Annotated in this window: 21 protein-coding genes; 10 read left to right on the plus strand and 11 right to left on the minus strand. The window is 64.0% G+C overall.

Features of this window, described 5'->3' with window-relative positions:
• Nucleotide 1: 1 nt before the first annotated feature.
• From NR193_RS16035 to NR193_RS16055, 5 genes are all read right to left on the minus strand, one after another.
• Entirely contained in the window at nucleotides 2-832 is an 831-nt protein-coding gene (locus NR193_RS16035; protein ID WP_256751756.1) for a phosphodiesterase, read from the minus strand.
• Between the two features lie 63 nt (nucleotides 833-895).
• Entirely contained in the window at nucleotides 896-1,996 is a 1,101-nt protein-coding gene (locus NR193_RS16040) for a sn-glycerol-3-phosphate import ATP-binding protein UgpC (protein WP_256751757.1), read from the minus strand.
• Between the two features lie 14 nt (nucleotides 1,997-2,010).
• Nucleotides 2,011-2,925, minus strand: coding sequence for an ABC transporter permease subunit (locus NR193_RS16045; protein WP_256751758.1), 915 nt, complete (start codon nucleotides 2,923-2,925; stop codon nucleotides 2,011-2,013).
• 7 nt (nucleotides 2,926-2,932) lie between these two features.
• Nucleotides 2,933-3,817, minus strand: a complete 885-nt coding sequence (locus NR193_RS16050) for a carbohydrate ABC transporter permease (protein WP_256751759.1) — start codon at nucleotides 3,815-3,817, stop codon at nucleotides 2,933-2,935.
• 142 nt (nucleotides 3,818-3,959) lie between these two features.
• Nucleotides 3,960-5,312 (minus strand): extracellular solute-binding protein, encoded by a 1,353-nt coding sequence (locus tag NR193_RS16055; protein ID WP_256751760.1) that lies wholly within the window; start codon nucleotides 5,310-5,312, stop codon nucleotides 3,960-3,962.
• Nucleotides 5,313-5,551: 239 nt separating this feature from the next.
• Here NR193_RS16055 and NR193_RS16060 point away from each other — a divergent pair, with 239 nt between their 5' ends.
• The gene (locus tag NR193_RS16060; protein ID WP_256751761.1) at nucleotides 5,552-6,598 is read left to right on the plus strand and encodes an endonuclease/exonuclease/phosphatase family protein; all 1,047 of its coding nucleotides are present in this window, start codon (nucleotides 5,552-5,554) and stop codon (nucleotides 6,596-6,598) included.
• Nucleotides 6,599-6,634: 36 nt separating this feature from the next.
• On the opposite strand, the gene NR193_RS16065 is transcribed toward NR193_RS16060, so the two are convergent.
• Nucleotides 6,635-7,315: a TlpA disulfide reductase family protein gene (locus NR193_RS16065; RefSeq protein ID WP_256751762.1), complete on the minus strand. Its 681-nt coding sequence runs from the start codon at nucleotides 7,313-7,315 to the stop codon at nucleotides 6,635-6,637.
• Nucleotides 7,316-7,350: 35 nt separating this feature from the next.
• Between NR193_RS16065 and argH the strand changes: the two genes are divergently transcribed.
• From argH to lysA, 3 genes are all read left to right on the plus strand, one after another.
• Nucleotides 7,351-8,751: an argininosuccinate lyase gene (gene argH / locus NR193_RS16070; RefSeq protein WP_256751763.1), complete on the plus strand. Its 1,401-nt coding sequence runs from the start codon at nucleotides 7,351-7,353 to the stop codon at nucleotides 8,749-8,751.
• Between the two features lie 69 nt (nucleotides 8,752-8,820).
• Entirely contained in the window at nucleotides 8,821-9,027 is a 207-nt protein-coding gene (locus tag NR193_RS16075; RefSeq protein ID WP_256751764.1) for a lipoprotein, read from the plus strand.
• A gap of 68 nt (nucleotides 9,028-9,095) precedes the next feature.
• Nucleotides 9,096-10,364: a diaminopimelate decarboxylase gene (gene lysA, locus NR193_RS16080; RefSeq protein WP_256751765.1), complete on the plus strand. Its 1,269-nt coding sequence runs from the start codon at nucleotides 9,096-9,098 to the stop codon at nucleotides 10,362-10,364.
• 21 nt (nucleotides 10,365-10,385) lie between these two features.
• Here the strand turns inward: lysA and NR193_RS16085 are convergent, their stop codons facing one another.
• Nucleotides 10,386-10,688 (minus strand): helix-turn-helix transcriptional regulator, encoded by a 303-nt coding sequence (locus NR193_RS16085; protein ID WP_256751766.1) that lies wholly within the window; start codon nucleotides 10,686-10,688, stop codon nucleotides 10,386-10,388.
• 50 nt (nucleotides 10,689-10,738) lie between these two features.
• Between NR193_RS16085 and NR193_RS16090 the strand changes: the two genes are divergently transcribed.
• From NR193_RS16090 to NR193_RS16100, 3 genes are all read left to right on the plus strand, one after another.
• Nucleotides 10,739-11,680, plus strand: a complete 942-nt coding sequence (locus tag NR193_RS16090; protein ID WP_256751767.1) for a threonine/serine dehydratase — start codon at nucleotides 10,739-10,741, stop codon at nucleotides 11,678-11,680.
• A gap of 116 nt (nucleotides 11,681-11,796) precedes the next feature.
• The gene (locus NR193_RS16095; protein ID WP_256751768.1) at nucleotides 11,797-14,388 is read left to right on the plus strand and encodes a TIGR02302 family protein; all 2,592 of its coding nucleotides are present in this window, start codon (nucleotides 11,797-11,799) and stop codon (nucleotides 14,386-14,388) included.
• Nucleotides 14,389-14,443: 55 nt separating this feature from the next.
• A complete protein-coding gene (locus NR193_RS16100; protein WP_256751769.1) occupies nucleotides 14,444-14,815 on the plus strand; it encodes a glyoxalase superfamily protein in 372 nt (123 codons plus the stop codon).
• 96 nt (nucleotides 14,816-14,911) lie between these two features.
• Here NR193_RS16100 and NR193_RS16105 read toward each other — a convergent pair whose 3' ends face one another.
• Nucleotides 14,912-15,775, minus strand: a complete 864-nt coding sequence (locus NR193_RS16105; protein WP_256751770.1) for a LysR substrate-binding domain-containing protein — start codon at nucleotides 15,773-15,775, stop codon at nucleotides 14,912-14,914.
• Nucleotides 15,776-15,998: 223 nt separating this feature from the next.
• Between NR193_RS16105 and NR193_RS16110 the strand changes: the two genes are divergently transcribed.
• Entirely contained in the window at nucleotides 15,999-16,946 is a 948-nt protein-coding gene (locus NR193_RS16110) for a DMT family transporter (protein WP_256751771.1), read from the plus strand.
• On the opposite strand, the gene NR193_RS16115 is transcribed toward NR193_RS16110, so the two are convergent.
• The 3 genes from NR193_RS16115 to NR193_RS16125 form a co-directional block, all read right to left on the minus strand.
• A complete protein-coding gene (locus NR193_RS16115; RefSeq protein ID WP_256751772.1) occupies nucleotides 16,947-17,318 on the minus strand; it encodes a response regulator in 372 nt (123 codons plus the stop codon). It abuts the gene before it with no gap.
• A gap of 75 nt (nucleotides 17,319-17,393) precedes the next feature.
• Complete coding sequence (gene hpt, locus NR193_RS16120; RefSeq protein WP_256751773.1) at nucleotides 17,394-17,936, minus strand: hypoxanthine phosphoribosyltransferase; 543 nt, start codon at nucleotides 17,934-17,936, stop codon at nucleotides 17,394-17,396.
• 185 nt (nucleotides 17,937-18,121) lie between these two features.
• Nucleotides 18,122-18,766, minus strand: coding sequence for a hypothetical protein (locus NR193_RS16125; RefSeq protein ID WP_256751774.1), 645 nt, complete (start codon nucleotides 18,764-18,766; stop codon nucleotides 18,122-18,124).
• Nucleotides 18,767-19,074: 308 nt separating this feature from the next.
• Between NR193_RS16125 and ftsE the strand changes: the two genes are divergently transcribed.
• Nucleotides 19,075-19,734 carry a cell division ATP-binding protein FtsE gene (gene ftsE / locus NR193_RS16130; protein ID WP_023757234.1) on the plus strand — a complete coding sequence of 220 codons (660 nt, stop codon included), beginning with the start codon at nucleotides 19,075-19,077 and terminating at the stop codon, nucleotides 19,732-19,734.
• Nucleotides 19,727-20,716 (plus strand): ABC transporter permease, encoded by a 990-nt coding sequence (locus NR193_RS16135; protein ID WP_256751775.1) that lies wholly within the window; start codon nucleotides 19,727-19,729, stop codon nucleotides 20,714-20,716. The genes ftsE and NR193_RS16135 overlap by 8 nt, the downstream gene beginning before the upstream one ends.
• The last annotated feature ends 84 nt before the right edge of the window (nucleotides 20,717-20,800 follow it).

Here is a 20,800-nt window from a genome sequence, read left to right on the forward strand (position 1 = left end):
TTCAGGCTCGGTCGGGTGCCATGTCCGCGGTGATGCGTTCACCGGTTTCGGCGGAATAGGTCGGCCACTGCTCCAGAAAATCGCAGCCATGCACCACCACGCGCCCGCCTGCGCTGTCGATCAGGATGACCGCGTAGGATGGCGGCGCCTGCTCGACGATCTCGCTCGATCTGTCGAGGGCAAGCGCGAACCTTGCATTCAGGCCGCGCTGTGCCGAGAACGGGATGCCGGCGACCGTGCCGGCGATGTCGCGATGGACGTGACCGAAGAAGATGTGGCGGACGTTTCCATGGCGCTGAAGCCGGCCGAGCAACCGCTCAGCATCCTCGAGACCCAGCGGGTCGAGCTGCGGCAGGCCGAGCCCGACCGGTGGATGGTGCATGAAGACGTAGGCGGCCCTGCCGGCGGCTTCCTCGAGCCGGGCATCGAGCCAGGCAAGCCGGCTTTCGCACAATTCGCCTTCGATGCGCCCTTCCGCCAGGCAATCGAGAAACAGCAGCACTTCGTTGCCGGTGTCATGGACAGACTGCACAAAGCCATTCTCGTCGACCGGGGTTTCCGGGAACGCCGCGACAAGATTGGCCCGCCGGTCATGGTTGCCCGGCAGCAGCCTGTACGGCACCGACAGCCTGCTCAGGGCAACGCGAAGATCGGCATAGCTCTCCGGCGCGCCGGTCTCGGTCAGGTCGCCGGTGAAGACGCAAAGCGCGGCATCGGCGTGATGCGCATTGATGTGCGCGATGCATGACGCCAGCCTTTGATGCAGGTCGGCCCCAAAGCGGCGCTCGCCGCGCCGGTCGAGATGCACATCGGTGACCTGGATGATTTTCATGATGCTTTCCTGGACTTGCCGAGGGCCAGCGGATTCATCACCGCGATGATGGGGGCTTCGGGATCAGAGCGCCGGCTCGGGTACGGATGCCTTGAAGACATCGAGGCGGCTTCCCGTCTCCGACGAGAAGAAATGCATGTCCTCGGGCAAGATCTTCAGCCCGACAGCACTGCCGGGCTCGGGGTGGACCGCCTCCGACGTCATCACCGAAAACGGCGCGCCGTCGAGATCGACATAGATGACCCGCCCCGCGCCCAGTTCCTCGACCAGGTCGACGGTGGCCTTGAGCGCGCCGGCCGTGCCAGGTGCCACCAGCCGGACGGCTTCGGGCCGGATGCCCATCGCGACCTTCGTGCCGACCGGCAGGCCGGCGCGTGCCATGGCCAGGCGCCGGCTGCCACCGAGCAATGACAGCCCGTCGAGTTCGACCGTGCCTTCCAGAATGTTCATCGCCGGCGCACCGACGAAAGTGGCGACGAAGCGGCTGGCCGGTCGGCTGTAGATCTCGGCGGGAGTGCCGACCTGCTCGACGCGTCCGCCGTTCATGACCACCAACCGGTCGGCGAGCGTCATCGCCTCGACCTGGTCATGCGTGACGAAGACGGAGGTGGCGTTCAGCCGGCGATGCAGCTTGCGGATTTCCGAGCGCATCTGGACGCGCAGCTTGGCGTCGAGATTGGACAGCGGTTCGTCGAACAGGAACACCTTCGGCTCGCGGATCATCGCACGGCCCATGGCGACGCGCTGCCTTTGCCCGCCGGAAAGCGCCATCGGCTTGCGGTCGAGCAGATGTTCCAGTTCCAGCGTGCGGGCGACTGCCTGGATCCGCTGCGTGCGCTCAGCCGAGGGAACACCAGCGACCTTGAGCGAATAGCCGATGTTCTGCGCCACGCTCATATGCGGATAAAGCGCGTAGTTCTGGAACACCATCGCGCAGCCGCGCTCGCGCGGCTCGAGCTTGTTGACCACGGTGCCGTCGATGGCGATCTCGCCATCGGAAATCTCTTCCAACCCGGCGATCATTCGCAGAAGCGTGGACTTGCCGCAGCCGGACGGTCCCAGGATGACGACGAATTCGCCCGACGCGAAATCGAGGTCGACCCCGTGCACGACCTGGGTCTTGGCATAGTTCTTCTTGACGCCGCGTATCGCGATGGAGGCCATTTTTCGTCTCCTGTTTATTTCTCGGTGGCGATCAGGCCGCGCACGAACCAGCGCTGCATCAGCACCACGACGACCAGCGGCGGCAGCATGACGATCAGCGTACCGGCCATGGCGATATGCCATTCCGGGGCACCGCCGACATTGGGGATGAGTTGCTTGAGCTCGGTCACCGCCATCGCATGCGACTGGTCGGTGGTGATGAGCAGCGGCCACAGATACTGGTTCCAGGCCCACAGGAACATGATGGTCCCGAGCGCGGCCATGTTGTTGCGCGACAGCGGGAGCAGCACATCGATGAAGAACCGCAGCGGGCCCGCGCCGTCCATGCGCGCGGCCTCGGTCAGTTCGTCCGGCACGGTCAGGAAGAACTGGCGGTACAGGAACGTGCCGGTCGCGGTGGCGACCAGCGGCAGTATCAGGCCGCTATAGGAGTTGAGCAGTCCCAGGCTGAGGGAGACCTGAACACCCGACACTTTTTCGATCAGCCAGGAAAGCCCGGTCAGGTCCAGGATCGCCTGATAAGGCTCGAGTACGTTGGCGACCACAGCGTAGGTCGGCACGATACGCACTTCGAGCGGCAGCATCAGCGTGATGAAGATCAGCCAGAATATCAGCATGCGGCCGGGATAGCGGAAGTACACGATCGAGAAGGCGGTGAGCGCCGAGATGATCACTTTGCCGGCGGCGACGCCGGTCGCCATGATGAGGCTGTTGAGCAGCTTGGGACCGAGGTCGGCCGTCGTCCAGGCGGTCTTGATGTTGACCCAGAAGTCGCTGCCCGGCAGCAACGACATCGGCACATCGTTGACATCCCTGAGATTGTGCGACGCGGCGACCGCCACGACCACGAACGGCGCGACGCAGAAGACGAAGCCGACGAACAGGATCAGATGCGTGAAGAAATTGAGGATTGGGGTGCGCTCGACCATGTCATTCTCACCGGTAGTGCACGCGCCGCTCGATGAAGCGGAACTGGAAGATGGTCAGCACGATGATGAGCAGCATCAGAATGATGCTCTGTGCCGCGGCACCTGAATAGTCGAGGCCTTTGAAGCCGTCGGAATAGATCTTGTAGACCATCAAATTGGTGGCGTTCGCCGGGCCGCCAGCGGTCATGATGTCGACGATGCCGAAGGAATCCTGGAAGCTCTCGGTGATGTTGATGACCAGCAGGAAGAAGATCGTCGGCGTGATCAGCGGGAACTGGATGTCCCAGAAACGCCTGATGACGCCGGAGCCGTCCATGGCCGCCGCCTCGATCAGCGAGCGCGGGATGGCCTGGAATGCGGCGAGGAAGAAGATGAAGTTGTAGCCGACATATTTCCAGGAAAAGGCGGCGATGATCGAAGCCATGGCATCGGCGCCGTCGAGGCCGGGGTCCCAGAAGCCGGGCCAGATCTGGTTGACGACAGCCATGAAGCCGGCTTCAGGCGCCAGGATGAAGCGGAACGCCATCGCCAGCGCGGGTGCGGCGATGCCGTAGGGCCAGATCAGCACCACGCGATAGAGACGCGAGCCGGTGAGCTGGCGATCGGTCAAGGCGGCGAGCACCAGCGCGATGAACATCGCAAGACCAGTGCTGATGCCGGCAAAGACAAGGCTGGCGGTGATCGAGTTCCAGTAGTCGGCGCTGGACAGGATGGAGCGGAAATTGTCGAGCCCGACCCAGATGTTGCCGCCACCCCACGGCTGCTGCAGCGTCAGCGACCAATAGACCGCCTGGCCCGCCGGCCAGTAGAAGAACGTGAAGATCAGGAGGATCTGCGGCACCGCAAAGAGGATGCCGATCGTCCAGCTGCTGAAGGTAACCCGTTTTTCCATCGGTCCCGCCGACGCCGCTCAAACGGCAGTCTAGATTATGAAATGGCCGCCCGTCGATCCAAGCATGATCCCGAAAGTGGAAACCGGTTTTCGGAAGTGATCATGCTCGCAAGAATACGGGCGGCCCTGGAGTTTTCAGCGATCAGGGCAGGGTCTTGCCCGGATAGGTCTGCTGGAAGCGGTCGAGGATGGCGTCGCCGTTCTTGACCAGCGTATCGAGGCCTTCCTGGACGCTGACCTTGTTGGCGAAGATCGCCTGCATCTGCGTGCCGAACTCGGCACGGATCTGGGTAAAGTTGCCCAGCCGGATGCCACGGGTGATATCGGTCGGCTCCGTCGCGGTCAGGCTGGCGATCGCGGTTTCACGGCCCTTGTAGGGCGCCTTGTCGTAGAAGCCGCTGGACTTCATGTAGTCGAAACCCGACTTGGTCACCGGGATGTAGCCGGTGTTGGTCGACCAGAACAAAGCGGTCTTGGGATCGTGGATGAAGTTGAGGAACGCGGCCGCGCCCTTGTATTCCGCATCCGACTTGCCGGAGAGAACCCACAGCGACGCGCCGCCGACGAGCGAGTTCTTGCGCTCGGTGCCGGCATAGACCGGCAGCTCGGCGACATCCCAGTTCATGCCTTCCTTCTGCGTCTTGCCGACGGTGCCGTGATCGCCGACCGAGGTCATGATCACCTGGCAGGTGCCGGAAGCGAACGCCTGGACCATGTCCTGGCCAAGGTCCTTGGACTTGATCTTGATAAGGCCGGCGTCATACCACTTCTTCAGATCGGTGACGTACTGCACGAACTTGGTCTTGTTGACTTCGAGACGGGCGTCGAGGCCGTCATAGCCATTGTTCTTGGTCGCGATCGGCTGGTTGTGGAGGGCCGAGAACTGCTCCATCAGCTGCCAGCTTTCGTTGGCCGAGATGTTGATCGCCATCGGGCAGTCGTAACCGGCGTCCTTCATCGCCTTGAGGTCGGCGCCGACATCTTCCCAGGTCTTCGGCGCCTCGGTCTTGCCGATCTTGGCAAAGGCATCCTTGTTCCAGTACATCAGCGCCGTCGAGGAATTGAACGGGAACGACAGCATCTCGCCCTTCGACGTCGCGTAGTAGCGCGCGATGCCGGGGAAATAATCGCTGTAGTCGATCTTGTAGCCGTTTTCCTCCATCAGCTTGTCGGCCGGCTTGTAGGCGCCCGACAGCATCATGGTTGCGGTGCCGACATCATAGACCTGGACGATCGCGGGCTGCTTGCCGGCGCGGAAGGCGGCGATGGTGTTCTGCAGCGTGGCGTCGTAATTGCCCTGGCTGGTGCAGACGACCTCATAGTCGGACTGCGAGGCGTTGAAGTTCTTGCACAGCGTGTCGACGACACGTGCGAGGTCGCCCGAAAGGCCGAACCAGAAGTCGAATTTTACTGGCTCTGCAAAGGCAGGCATCGCCAGCGCGGTGCTGAGCGCGCCAGCGGCAAGGGCAGCAAAGCCCCGCTTGATGATCGTCATGATTTCTTCCCTCTTGAGTGGCTGTTGACAAGGGTCTTGCGCAAGTCCTTGCCCGCTCTCTTAGAGAAGGTATGTGACAGTTCTGTTGTGGCCTTTTCAGGCCTGTGGACAGCCGTCGCTCCTCCCCTTCGGCGGTGCACCGGCATGAAAACGTCATACCGGCGCTTTAGGTAGCTAGGGCAGCTGCCGATGACGTAAAGACCCAAATGGCAGCCATGGTTATCCGGCTAAGGGGATGAATGAAGATGCTGGTGCAGCGGTTGACCCATGTGCCTGTCGCTGACCGGCAGGAGATGCGCGAAGGCCTGCGTGACAGCACCACGCATCTGCGGCATGCCGTCGCCATTCCGGCACTTGGCGAGATCGAGATCGGCGGCATGGCGTCACGCGAGAACGCCGGCGACGCCTTGAAGGTGGTGGCCTGGAACGTCGAGCGGCTCCGCCATGGCGATGCGGTCGCGGCAACACTTGGCGGGCAGGCTCCCGACGTCGTTCTGCTGTCCGAAGTCGACAAGGGCATGGCCCGCTCCGGCAATGGCCATCCGCTCAGCGTGCTCGCCAACCGGCTTGGCCATGCCTATGCCTATGGTGTCGAGTTCGTCGAACTCGGCGGCGGCAACGACGCGGAACGGTCGGCGACCGGCGCGGTCGAGAATGCCGAAGGCTTTCACGGCAATGCGGTGACCAGCGCCATCCCGCTGCTGCGTCCTTTCCTGGTGCGCCTCGACGCGGCAGGCGGCTGGTTCCAGGCGGAGCGCGGCCAGCCACGCATTGGCGGACGCATGGCGATCGGCGGCCAGGTGCATATCGGCAACCGCAGGGTGACGCTCGTTTCGGGCCATCTTGAAAACCGCACTGATCCTGCCGGCCGAGCCATCCAGACCAGCCATCTCCTGGATGCCATCGACAAATATGACCCGGAGGCGCCGGTGCTGCTGGGCGGCGACTTCAACACCCTGACCGCCAGCCATGAGGAACGCCATGACGATGCCGGAGCCTGGGCTCAGCGAATGGCGGCCGAGCCCGACCGGTTGATCGATGTCGAGCCGCACGAACCGCTGTTCGCGATTCTCGCCGGGCGTGGCTACGACTGGAAGGCCGCCAACAATCTCGACCTGCCCACCCAGCGACGCGAGGCCGGCGATCCCATGCCGGTCGGCCGCATCGACTGGTTTTTCACACGCGGCCTTGTCGCAAGTGATCCGGCTGTTCTTCCGGCGGTGCTGCCGGATGGCAGCCCGAGTTCGGATCATGAGGCTCTGGCGGTAACCATCCGCATTGCATGACGCCGCAAGCCGGTGGATGTCGGCTGCTTGCCCGCCTCAGCTGCCCAGCGCCGTCTCGACCAGCCGTTTGGCGTCCGGCCCCGACCACTCGGCCGGACCGTTCATATGGGCAATCAGGCAGCCTTCGCCGTCGATCAGCATGGTGACGGGAAGGCCGAGCGCCAGGCCGCGCGTCTTGAGGTCGTTGAACAGCGCCATCGTCGAGTCCCTGTAGTAGCCGAGTGTCTCGACGCCAGTGTCCTTGAGGAACTTCTTCGGCTTCACATCGTCGCCGGCATCGACGTTGACGGCGACCACCTGGAAGGCGTCGCTGCCCTTTTCCTTCTGCAGCGCATCGAGCGCCGGCATTTCGGCGCGGCACGGCGCGCACCACGTCGCCCACAGATTGAGCAGCATCGTCTTTCCGGCATGGTCGGCGATCGTCATCGGCTTGCCGTCCGGGCCATTGAAGGCGAGGTTCTTCAAGGATTGCGGCGGATCGGCCGGCAAAAGTGCCGCGACCTCGCCTGTCGCCGCGGCCGCGATCTTCTTGGCGCGGTCGCTCTTGGCGGCGCAGGCGACATCGTCCTTGCTCTCGCCGACCGCGACTTGGTTCGCGGCATTGTTGCCAGACCGGGTCTCGCTGACATATACCGCGACCGCGCCGGCCAGCACGCCCGCCACCAAGGCGGCCAGGATCAGGCGTGGGGCCGGGAAGAATCTATTACCGTCTGCCATTTTCTCAAAACTGCTCCGAAGCACGGGTTATAGCGATGAGCGACACGAAGACCAGCAACCAGATGTGGGGCGGACGTTTTGCCTCGGGTCCGGCCGCGATCATGGAAGCGATCAACGCGTCGATCTCGTTCGACCGCAAACTCTATGCGCAGGACATCAGAGGCTCGATCGCCCACAGCGAGATGTTGGCGCAAACGGGCATTATTTCGGCGGCCGATCAAGAAAAAATCGCTCACGGGCTGAACACGATTCTGAAAGAGATCGAAGCCGGCACGTTCGAGTTCTCGACCCGGCTGGAAGATATTCACATGAACATCGAGGCTCGCCTCGCCGACCTGATCGGTCCGGCGGCCGGCCGCCTGCACACTGCCCGCTCGCGCAACGACCAGGTGGCTGTCGACTTGAGGTTGTGGGTCAAGGACGAGTGCTTTCGCGTCGCCGAGGCGCTGAAAGGGCTGATCAAGGCGCTGCTGGAGCGGGCCGAGGAGCATGCGGCGACCGTGATGCCGGGCTTTACCCATATGCAGGCGGCGCAGCCGGTGACCTTCGGCCATCACTGCATGGCCTATGTCGAGATGTTTTCGCGTGACCTGTCGCGCGTCCGCGACGCGATCGAACGCATGGATGAAAGCCCGCTCGGTGCCGCGGCGCTTGCCGGCACCAGCTTCCCGATCGACCGTCACAGAACCGCCAAGGCGCTCGGCTTCCGCGAGCCGATGCGCAATTCGCTGGACAGCGTTTCGGATCGCGATTTCGCGCTGGAGTTCCTCGGCATGGCGGCGATCTGCGCCACGCATTTGTCGCGGCTGGCCGAGGAAATCATCATCTGGTCGACGCCGCAATTTGGCTTCGTCAGGCTCTCGGACAGCTTCTCCACCGGCTCCTCGATCATGCCACAGAAGAAAAACCCCGACGCCGCCGAATTGGTGCGCGGCAAGACCGGCCGCGTCACCGGCCATCTTGTCGGCCTGCTGACGGTGATGAAGGGCATGCCGCTGACCTATGGCAAGGACATGCAGGAAGACAAGGAATCGGTGTTCGACGCCGCCGAGACGCTCGATCTCATGCTGGCCGCGATGACCGGCATGGTCTCGGACATGACGGTGAACGCAGCGGCGATGAAAAAGGCCGCCGGCTCCGGCCACGCGACCGCGACCGACCTGGCCGACTGGCTGGTGCGCACGCTCGGCCTGCCGTTCCGCGAGGCGCATCATGTCACCGGCCGGGCGGTGGCACTGGCGGAAGAGAAGAAGGTCGGGCTGGAGAAGCTTTCGCTGGAGGACCTGCGGTCGATCAATCCCGGTATCACATCCGATATATTCTCTGTGCTGGCGGTGCAGAACTCGGTCAAGAGCCGCACCAGTTTCGGCGGCACGGCGCCGTCGGAAGTGCGCAAGCAGATCCGCGCCTGGAAAAAGCGGCTGACGAAGGCGTGAGCTAGGGTGCAATACGCAGAGAACTCGGCTAAAAGCGGCGGCTGGCAAAAGTTTCGGACGGATGGATCGATGACCGGAAGCAGGATTTTGGTGACGCTGACGCTGCTGGTGGCGATTGCGGCCGTCTCGGCCTGCGGCCGCAGGGGCGCTCTCGACACGCCCTATGAGGCCGCCGTGCAAGCGCGCAAGGATGCCTCGAAGGCCCACCAGCCTGTGCCGCCGGAGCCGGAAAAACCGGTCCAGGACAAGAAGTTCATCCTCGACCCGCTGATCTAGAGCCGAAGAGATCGGGTTCGGTTTTCCAAACCCGATCTCATCGTGCTCCAACTTTCCGGAACCATCTCGTGAACCATTTCGACTACCGCGACGGCGTACTGCATGCCGAGGACGTGGCGATCCCCGATATCGCCGCACAGGTCGGCACGCCGTTCTACTGCTATTCGACGGCCACCTTGACCAGGCACTACCGGGTTTTCGCCCAGGCCTTTGCCGGGCTCGACGCGCTGGTCTGCTACGCCATGAAGGCCAATTCCAACCAGGCGGTTCTGAGAACGCTGGCACGGCTCGGCGCCGGCGCCGACGTGGTGTCGGAGGGCGAATTGCGCCGGGCGCTGGCCGCCGGCATCCCGGCCAGCAAGATCCTGTTCTCGGGCGTCGGCAAGACCGCGCGCGAAATGGACTTTGCGCTGACCGCTGGCATCCTCTGCTTCAACGTCGAATCCGAGCCCGAACTCGAGCTCTTGTCGGCGCGTGCCGCGGCACTCGGCAAGGTGGCGTCGATCTCGCTGCGCATCAATCCCGACGTCGACGCCAAGACCCACAAGAAGATCTCCACCGGCAAGGCCGAGAACAAATTCGGCATCCCGTGGCAGAGGGCGCGGCAGGTCTATGCCCGCGCGGCACAGCTTCCGGGCATCAGGGTCACCGGCATCGACACCCATATCGGCAGCCAGATCACCGAACTGCAGCCCTTCGACGACGCCTTCGCGCTGCTTGTCGATCTTGTCGGTACGCTTCGCACTGACGGCCATGCCATCGAGCATGTCGATCTCGGCGGCGGCCTCGGCATTCCCTATCGCATCGACAACAACCCGCCTCCGCTCCCCGACGCCTATGCCCAGATCGTCAGGAAGCATGTCACAAGGCTCGGGCTCAAGGTGATGTTCGAACCGGGCCGGCTGATATCAGGCAATGCCGGTATCCTGGTCTCCGAGGTGATCTTCGTGAAGGAAGGCGACGCCAAGAACTTCCTCGTCGTCGACGCCGCCATGAACGACCTGATCCGGCCGACGCTCTATGACGCCTTCCACGACATAAGGCCTGTGGTGCAGCCACCGGCCGACACGCCGCGCATGATGGTCGACGTGGTCGGCCCGGTTTGCGAGACGGGCGACTACCTCGGCCTCGACCGCGATCTGCCCAGGCTGAAGAGCGGCGACCTGATAGCCGTTTCCACCGCCGGCGCCTATGGCGCGGTGCAGGCCGGCACCTACAACACCCGTCTGCTGGTGCCCGAGGTGCTGGTCGACGGCGACCGCTTCCACGTCGTGCGTCCGCGCCTGACCTATGACGATCTGATCGGGTTGGATTCAGTACCCGACTGGCTCGCATAGAGGGCGCCACGCGCGCCGCTGTTACAGCCGGTTCTGGATGAGCGCCCTGGTGTCGGCGATCCTGTCCTCGTCGCGGCGGTAGAACGTCCATTGCTTGATGCGCCTGGTTCGCAGCAGGCCGGCTTGGGTCAGCACGCGCATATGCTCGCTGAGCGTCGCTTGCGTGATGCCGAGCTTCTCGGCAATCAACAGCGCGCAAACGCCGTCCTCGACCAGATCGCCGTCGACCTGGCGCGGGAAATGCGCGCGCGGATCCTTCAGCCAATCGAGGATCTGCAGCCTGCGTTCGTTGGCGATCGCCTTGAGGACATCGACCTCTTGCATTTAGTCATTTTGCCAAGTTACTAATTACTGTCAACCCCAGGGAGATATCCATGTCGCAGGGCAACACGATCACACGCGAACGCATTGCCGCGATGGAACCGCGCATCCGCCCCTATGTGCGCCACACGCCAGTGCTGCGCGTCGACATGGCCGACTTCGACCGCGCGCCGCTGGCGGTCGACCTCAAGCTCGAATGCCTGCAGCATTCCGGCTCGTTCAAGGCGCGCGGCGCCTTCACCAACCTCCTGGAACGGCCGGTTCCCGAGGCCGGCGTCGTCGCCGCATCGGGCGGCAACCATGGCGCCGCCGTTGCCTATGCCGCCATGCGGCTGGGTCACAAGGCAACCATCTTCGTTCCCGAGGTGAGCCCGCCGGCCAAGCTGGAACGGATCCGCAGCTACGGCGCTGAACTGATCGTCGGCGGCGCTCGCTATGCCGAGGCCCTGGCCGCCAGCGAACGCTTCGCCGAGGAAACCGGTGCCTTGCAGATCCATGCCTTCAACCAGGAGGAAACGCTTGTCGGCCAGGGCACGCTTGGGCTGGAAATCGAGAGCGATCTGCCCGATATCGACACGCTGCTGGTCGCCGTCGGTGGCGGCGGTCTGATCGGCGGCATCGCCGCCTGGTTTGCCGGCCGCATCCGCATCATCGCCGTCGAGCCGGAAGGGGCGCCGACGCTTCATCGCGCCTTCGAGGCCGGACGACCCGTCGACGCACCGGCCGAGGGCATCGCCGCCGATTCGCTGGCGCCCAAGCGCGTCGGCGAGATGATGTTCCCGATCGCCGAGGCCTTTGTCGAACGCTCCATCCTGGTCAGCGATGACGACATCATCGCCGCGCAGAAGGCGCTGTGGAACCGGGTGCGCATCATCTCCGAGCCGGGCGGCGCCGCCGCGTTCGCGGCCGTGCTGTCCGGACGCTACGCGCCGGGACCCGGTGAACGGGTCGCTGTGCTGGTCTGCGGCGCGAACGCGAATCCCGCGACCTTCTGATCGCAACCACCGCGGCGGACTTCACGTTTTTTGGAACCGCCTCGCCTTTGCCGTGTTTGCTGGTATTCTTCGAGTCGTGAGGCATGGGCTATCCTGCCCGCCCCATGGAAGGGCCGATGACGGAACGACCCACCTTCAGCAGCGATCGCGGCCTGGCCGGGCGCCTTGCCTTGAGCCGGCTGGCGACGCGGGTCTCGATGATGGTCGAGCGCGGCTGGCCGTTACTGCTGCCGCTTGTCATCGTCGGCAGCCTGTTCCTCAGCGTCTCCTGGCTCGGCCTCTTCTCGCGGTTGCCGGATATCGCGCGCATCGGCGTGGTCGCTGCATTCAGCATCGCGGCACTGGCCGCGCTCTATCCGCTGCGCTTCTTCCGCATGCCCGGCGCCGCCGAGGTCGATCGCCGCATCGAGGCGGCCAATCACTTGTTGCACAGCCCGGTGCAGGTGCAGACCGACCGGCCAAGCGGCAGGGAAAGCAGCTTCTCGCAGGCGCTCTGGCGCGAACACCAGAAGCGCATGGCCGGAAAGCTCGACAACCTGGGCGCCGACCTGCCGCGCACGCGCGTGCCGGAGCGCGACCCCTGGGGGCTGCGCGCGGTAGCGGCACTTCTGCTGGTTACCGCCTTTGCCTTCTCCTTCGGGCCGACCGGCGGCAGACTGAGCGACGGATTCAACGCTCACGGCGCGCATGATGTCGTGCCGCCGCGCATCGACGCATGGGTGACGCCGCCGGCCTACACCGGCAAGCCGCCGATCTTCCTGACCGCCGACGCCAACCAGATGACGCCGACCTTCACCGTTCCCGATGGCAGCGACGTCTCGCTGCGCGTTACCGGTGGCTCGGGCGAGGAAACGCTGGCCTATGCCGGCAAGGATGGCAATTCCCGCGCCATCGACCCGGCTGGCCCGCAGGCCGCCGCCACTGCCAAGCCGGCGGCAAGCCCGGCGACGCCGTCCAAAGTGCGCCAATTCACCGGCAAGCTGACCGGCGACGGCACGCTGACGCTGAAGTCGGGCGATGACGAGCTTGGCCGTTGGGCCTTCGCGATCGTGCCCGACAAGCCGCCGCAGATCCGCTTCGTCGGCGAGCCGAAGCGCGCCGCCAACGGCGCCTTCGAACTCAACTACCAGATCGACGACGACTATGGCGCCGCGACCGCCAAGGCGGTCTTCGCACTGGCCGATCCGCAGGCGCCGAATGCGCATCCGCTCTATGGTCCGCCCGAGATGCCGCTGACGCTGCCGCGCCGCGGTGGCAAGTCGAATGCCGCCAGGACGTCGAAGGACCTGACCGAGCATGTCTGGGCCGGCAGCAGCATCAAGCTGACGCTGGTCGCCACCGACGATGCCGGACACACCGCGTCGAGCGAGACCAAGACGCTGACGATGCCGGAGCGGCCGTTCGCCAACCCGCTGGCGCGGGCGGTGATCGAACAACGCCGCCTGCTCGCGCTCGACGGCAACGCCAAGCCGCGTGTACTCGACCTGGTGGACGCGATCACGCTGCGGCCTGAAGACACCTTCGACAACATGGCTCACTACCTCGCCATCATGAGTGCGCGTAGCCGGCTGAAGATGGCCGCCAGCGACGACCAGTTGCGCAACGAGGTCTCCTATCTCTGGGAAATCGCGCTCGGCATCGAGGAAGGCAATCTCTCGGCCGCGGAAAAGCGGCTGCGCCAGGCGCAGCAGGCGCTGCAGGACGCCATCAAGAATGGCGCCAGCGACGCGGAAATCGAAAAGGCGATGAAGGAACTGCGCGAGGCGATGAACCAGTTCCTGCAGGAATTCGCCGAGCGCGCCAAGCAGAACCCGAACGCACCGCAGATGCAGCAGAACGGCCAGGAACTGCGCCAGAGCGACATCGACCGCATGATGGACCAGATCGAGAACCTGGCGAAGTCGGGTGATCGCGACAAGGCGCAGCAGTTGCTGTCGCAACTGCAGGACATGATGAACAATCTGCAGGCCGGCCGTCAGCAGCAAGGCGGCGAGCAGGACAGCCAGATGCGCCAGCAGATGGACAAGCTGGGCGAGATCCTGCGGCGCCAGCAGGAGATGATGAACGACACCTTCCGCATGGACCAGATGCAGCGCGGCGAGCGTCAGCGTGGACAGAACCGTGATGAGCAGCTTGGTGGCGGCCAGGATGAGAACCTGCCGGGTGTGGGACAGGACCGCGATCCGCTCGCCCGGCCAAAGTCGATGACGCCACAGGAATTCGCCGATGCACTGAAACAGCTGCAGCAGGGTCAGGGCCAGCTGAAAAGCGACCTCGAGCAGTTGAAGAAGGGGCTCGAAGGCATGGGCATGGAGCCCAATGAAGGCTTTGGCGAGGCCGGCAAGTCCATGGGCAACGCCGAACAGGCGCTCGGCGAAGGCCAGGGCGATGAGGCCGTCGGTCACCAGGGCCGGGCTCTGGAGGCGCTACGCAAGGGTGCCAAGGACATGATGAAGCAGATGCAGGCCATGCAGGGCGACCAGGGCGGCAGCCAGGAGGGCGGCCGCCAGCAGAACGCCGATCATGACCCGCTCGGCCGGCCACGCGCCAGCCAGGGCCCGGATTTCGGCGATTCGGTGAAGGTGCCCGACGAGATCGACGTGCAGCGCGCGCGCCAGATCCTGGAAGCCATCCGCAAGCGGCTCGGCAACGCGCTCAGCCCCGACATCGAACGCAGTTACCTGGAACGGCTGCTCGAGCTGAAATAGGGATCGCCGCCCGCTTCCGACCTCACCCGAAGACTTCCCGAACGGTTGCAACACCATGCCGAAACTTGGCACTGTCACGCCCATTCTGCGCATCTTCGACATTGCCAAGGCACGCGAATTCTATGTCGGCTTCCTCGGCTTCGACGTGCGGTGGCAACATCGCTTCGACGACAATGCGCCGCTCTACATGGCGGTCGGCCGCGATGACTGCGTCCTGCATCTCAGCGAGCATCACGGCGACGGCGCACCCGGCATTGCCGTGCGCATCAAGGTCGAGGACATCGCGGCCCTGCATCGCGAACTGACGGCCAAGAAGTACCGTTTCGCCAGGCCGGGCCTGGAGGAGACGCCGTGGAAGACCCGCGAAATATCGGTGAGCGACCCGTTCGGCAACCGGCTGCATTTCCATGAGGAAGCGGCGAGCTAGAGCATGATCCCGAAAAGTGGAATCCGGTTTTCGGGAAAGATCATGCTCAAACAAAGAGATAGAGCCCATCCCGATTCCATCGGGATGGAACAGGCTCTAGTCTTGCCTGTTGACGAATGCCTCACGGATCGCCTCTTCCATGCCGTCGATCGCCTCGCCGAAGGCATTCGGGTTGCGATGCATGACCACATTCGAGGAATCAACGTGGCCGAACCCGTCCGCTAAAGTCAGTTCGCGACAGTCCGCCGGAATGTTGCTGCGCGAAATCGGCGCGATCGCCAGTCCCGAGGTGACGGCGAGCTTGAGGCCGCCAGTGGTGTCGCTCGTATAGGCGACGCGATAGGCAAGACCGAGTTGCTCCAGCGATTTGATGGCGAAGTCCTTGCACCAGCCGGCCCGGTTGTAGAGCGCGATCGGCACCGGCCGCTCCTCGTGCATATGGTGCAGGTTCGATGTCACCCATACGGTTGGGTCGTGCATCAGGACTTCGCCGCCGGCGGGATCCTGCCACTCGAACACCACGCACAGATCGAGTTCCCCGGCGGCGAGCGCCGCCAATTGCGCCCCCGAATGCGCGTAGCGTACGGTGACCTCGACCTTTGTGTGACGTTTCGAAAATGCACCAAGCGCGCGCGACAGGATGGCCTGGCCATATTCCTCCGGGATGCCGATGCGCACCGGCCCGCCGAGCGGTGCTGCAGCCATCGACGCAGCCGTCTCATCGAGCAGCGAAACAATGCGGCGGGCGTTGACGATGAGTTCGCCGCCACGCCGCGTCAGCGCGACGCCGCGTGAACCGCGCTCGAACAGGCTGTCGCCGACTAGGCCTTCGAGCTTCTTCATCTGCATGGATACAGCCGACTGGGTGCGGCCGGCGAGTTCCGCCGCCCTGGTGAAATTGCCGGCCTCGGCAATGGCGACGAAGGTGCGCAGGAGATCACTGTCAAGGGTTGGCCGCATTCTATCCGCCATAAGGAAATTTGATCACTGGTATCATTCCAATTCGTTTGCAACATGTCAAACACCGGATGATAGTCGCTTCACCCATTGGATATGCGGCTGCGAAATCAGCCGCGGACCAACCTAAGAGTCCTCACTCGTGCCCGCTGCCCGAAACGGTGGCGGGTTCTTTTTAGCTTGCGGCAAGCGTGCTTGCGGCCCTGGTACTGGAGCCTGGATCCTCATGCGGAATCGGATGGTGCTCGGCATCCTGAGCCTGTGCCTGGGCGTGCTGGTCTTCTCGCTGCAGGATCCGCTCGTCAAGGCCGTGTCGAGCGGCTATCCGGTGACCGAGGTGATGGCGATCCGCTCGATCGTTGCCTTGCCGATCCTGATCGTTCTCGTCCACGCCGATGTCGGGCTGCATGCGATCCTGTCGCGGCGGTTCGGCCTGCTGACGATGCGCGCCTTCATCCAGTTCACCTCCTACACCGTTTACTATCTGGCCATCGCCGCCTTGCCGCTGGCCGACGCGGTGGCGCTCTATTTCATGGCGCCGCTGTTCATCATGGCGCTGGCCGGACCGTATCTTGGCGAGCGCGTCTCCTGGCGGACGCTGGCGACCGTGCTGATCGGACTGCTCGGCGTCCTCGTGATGTTGCGCCCCGGCGCAGGACTGTTCGACTGGGCGGCGCTGCTGTCACTGGGCTCGGCGGCGCTCTACGGTTTCTCGCAGCTGATGGCCCGCAAGATCGGCGATACCGAATCGTCCACCGTCATGGCCTTCTATCAGAACGGCGCCTATCTGGTCGGCGCTGCCGTGGTTGCCGGCGCGTTTCACCTTGCCGGCATAACCCACGCCGTCCACCCGAGCCTGGAATTCCTGGTGCGGCCATGGCTGTGGCCGACGCTGCCGGATTTTCTCAAGATGGCGGCCTGCGGTTTCGTCGCCTCTGCCGGCATGATCCTGTTGTCGCAGGCCTACCGGATGGCGCCTGCCAATCGCGTTGCCACCTTCGAATACACCGGCATCCTGTGGTCGCCGCTGTGGGGTTTCCTGTTCTTCGCCGAGGTACCGCGATCGACGACCGTGATCGGTGCCGCCCTTATCATCGGCGCCGGACTGCTGGCGCTCAGCACGGAACGGCGCAAGAGCGCCGCGCCGGCGTTGGCAGCCACCGATCCTGCCTGATCAGGCGAAGCAGATCAGTGCGCGTTCGACGCGCGAGCGGATTTCGGCGAGCGTAAAAGGCTTTTGCACGACATCGAGGATGATGCCGTTCAACTCCTCGGCACGCTCACGCTGGTCGGCATAGCCCGTCATCAGCATGATCTTCATCGAAGGGAACAGCGCTGCCGCCGCAATCGCCATCTCGATGCCGTCCATCTCCGGCATGCGGATGTCGGAGACGACGAGATCGTAGCGGCCATGCGCCGCCTGGATCAGCGAAAGCCCTTGCGCGCCGTCCGCGGCAATGTCGATTGTGTGCCCGGCGCGTTCAAGCGCGCGGGCTGCGAGAGTGCGGACGGACTCATCGTCCTCGACGATCAGAAGCTTTGCCATGGCCGGCATATTTGGCGGTGAAAAGTTGACTTTTCCTGAAGGCGCTGAGGATCGGCGAGCCTTCTTGGAAGTCGCTCAGACGTCACCTTTGACGACACCGACAAACGGCAGTTCGCGAAAGGCATGGGCAACGTCCATGCCGTAGCCGACGACGAAATAATCGGGACAGTCGAAGCCGACATAGTCGGCGGTGAGCGCGGTCTGGCGGCGCATGCGCTTGTCGAGCAGCACGGCGATGGAACAGCTTTTGGCGCCGCGCGACAGCATCAGATCGCGGGTGAAGGTCAGCGTCTTGCCCGATTCAAGGATGTCGTCGATGAGCAGCACGTCACGGCCGGCGACCTCATTGTCGATATCGCGCAGCACCCTGACCTCACCACTGGTGGTACCGGCGCCATAGCTGGAGATGAAGATGAACTCGACCTCCGGCGACAGGCCGACATCGTGCATGGCGCGGATGAGATCGGCGGCGAAGATGAACGAGCCCTTCAGCACCGAAATCACCAGCAGGTCATGATAGTCGTGGCCGGCGATCTCCTTGGCGAGTTCGAGATTGCGCCGTGCGATCGCCGATGCTGAAAACAGGACTTCGATGTCCTTGCCGCGTACAACTGGCATTTTTCGCCCCCTCAAGATTTCTACCCAAGACGCCTTCACGCCCAGCGTGTGTTGAGATTCAGGTCAGGCCAAGCCGAAAACGGCGGTTTCCGAGAACCGGAGCGGAGCGTACTCAAAGTACGTGAGCACCGGAAGCGCAGGGAACCGCCGTTTGCAGGCCGGCCTCACCTGAATATCGACACACGCTATTGGGCGAAGGTGACCAATACAGTCCTTACGCCGTTCTTAGGCACGTCGAGACGGCTGGCAAAGCCGAATCTTTCGCCCGACGCCAGCGAACGGCCGGATGTCCCCAACGTATAGCGGGTCAAGCGTCCGTCATTGCCGGTCACCCGGATTTCGAGCGCCGGCAGTTGCGCCGGTTTCGTTCCGTCATTGGCGGCCTCGCCATCGACGAACAGCACCGGGTTTGGCCCGGAGGCGTCGACGCGTGACGTGACCCCTGAAATGGTCAGCGCCGAGGCTTGCCCGCCGGACAGGAATGGTGCCTGGCGCACCAGCGCATGCCCGCCGGAGACCCAGAAAGCGGCAAGGGCGGCGCCGACGCCGGCGATCCAGAAGATCGGTCCGCCGCGCGCGGCCGGCGGCCGCTCCGCCGGGGCCTCGGGCTTGCGCAGCATGTCCATGCCCTCGATGGACGGCGGGACGATCACCCGAGGCGGCGGCGATGCGCTTTCAGCGGCAGCGGCAAGGCGTGGCATCACCTCATAGTCGGCGTCGATGATATCGGCCGCCGATCCGCGCATGATCCGGTCCGCGACGGCATTTGCCGGCGGATCGGTCATGATTTCGCCGGAAACCGGGCGCGCGGTTCGATCCTCAGCCATCATGGCCCCAGCATTGCAGCACGTGTTCGCTTTTCGTTTCTTTTGCGTAAACGCAAATGGTTAACGCTTCCCCACCGGAGCCCTCGTGACGAGCCGAAAGCGCCCAGGAATTAACCGCCGGTTAACCATGCCGGCCGATGGTCTTTTCCCAGAACAGGCCGGCTTGCCGCCGCCAGAGCCGGATGATCTCAGGTCGAATCGACCCGAAATCTGAATCCGCCTCTGAACTAAAAAGAGATAGAGCGTGATGTCGTCCGAAAACCGCCTCACACTTTTCGGCATCATGCTCTAGAAATTTCAGGTCGTCGAAAGTGATTCGTTTCGAAAATGTCGGCCTCCGCTATGGCATGGGTCCGGAAATCCTCCGCGACATCTCCCTGCACATCCCGGAGCGCTCCTTCCAGTTCCTGAGCGGGCCTTCGGGCGCCGGCAAGACGACCTTGCTGCGCCTGCTGTTCATGTCGCTGAAGCCGACGCGCGGGTTGATCACCATCTTCGGCAAGGACCGCTCGCGCATCTCGCGAAGCGAACTGCCGCATCTACGACGGCGCATCGGCGTGGTGTTCCAGGACTTTCGCCTGCTCGACCACATGACCACCTACGAGAATGTCGCGCTGCCGCTACGCGTGCGAGGGCGCGAGGAAGCAAGCTATCGTACCGATGTCACCGAGCTGTTGAAATGGGTTGGCCTTGGCGAGCGCATGCATGTGCTGCCGCCGGTCCTGTCCGGCGGCGAGAAACAGCGCGCCGCGATCGCCCGTGCGCTGATCGAACAGCCGGAGATCCTGCTGGCCGACGAGCCGACCGGCAATGTCGATCCGCCGCTGGCACGACGCCTGCTGCGGCTATTCATCGAGCTGAACCGTCTGGGCACGGCGGTGGTGATCGCCACCCACGACCTCGGCCTGATGGAGCAGGTCGACGCACGCCGCATGATCCTGGCTGGCGGAAGGCTGGACATTTATGACTGAGCTGTCCGCCGAACATCTTGATGACCACGACGCCGAAGCGGCCGTGGCCAGACCGCGTGCCCAGCGCAAGATGGCGCCTATCGTGCCGGCGCAGAACATCGCCGGGCGGGCGCTGGTGCTGGTCATCGCCATCATGACCTTCCTGTCCTGCCTGACTTTCGGCGCGGTGACGCTGGTGCGCGACACCGCCTCGGTCTGGGAGAACCAGATCTCGCGCGAGGCGACGATCCAGATCAAGCCGGCCGACGGCCTCGACATGGAGGCGGCCCTTGCCCAGGCCTCGCAGATCGCCGGCGAGTTTCCTGGCGTGAAGGCGACCCGGATAATCGATCGCGAGGCGACGGCAAGGCTGCTGGAGCCCTGGCTGGGTTCCGGCCTCAACATCGACGAGCTGCCGGTGCCGCGTCTGATCATCGTCACCATCGACGAGAACAGCCCGCCCGATTTCGCCGCCATGCGCGCCGCGATCACGCCGAAACTGCCGAGCGCGTCGCTCGACGATCACCGCACCTGGGTCGACCGGCTGGTGGCCATGGCCCGCACCACCGTGACCATCGGCATCGCCGTGCTGGCGCTGATGCTGTCGGCGACGGTGCTGACCGTGGTGTTCGCAACGCGCGGCGCCATGGCCGGCAATGGCCACATCATCGAGGTGCTGCATTTCGTCGGCGCCGAGGCACGCTTCATCGCGCGCGAATTCCGCCGGCATTTCCTGGTCACCGGCATGAAGGGCGCCGCCGCCGGCGGAGCGGCGGCCGTGCTTGTCTTCATCGTCTTCTCCTGGTGGTCGTCGCGCAACATCGCGACACCGCAGGCCGACCAGGCAACCGCCCTGTTCGGCAATTTCGCCATCGGTTCGGCAGGTTATCTCGGTGTCGTGCTGATGGTGCTGGTGATCGGCGCGCTGACGGCGGCAACCTCGCACGCCACCGTCGTCGCCTATCTCAGCGACATCGACGTCCGCCAACCGGATGCAGGCTGACGGCATGGAAAAAGGTCGGGTGATCACGGATGGAGAATTGGCGTAACGCAAAGTGCGTCTTTTACCTACCAAAGGCCGCATTTC

The organism is Mesorhizobium sp. Mes31, from assembly GCF_024519675.1.
Taxonomy (GTDB): Bacteria; Pseudomonadota; Alphaproteobacteria; order Rhizobiales; family Rhizobiaceae; genus Mesorhizobium.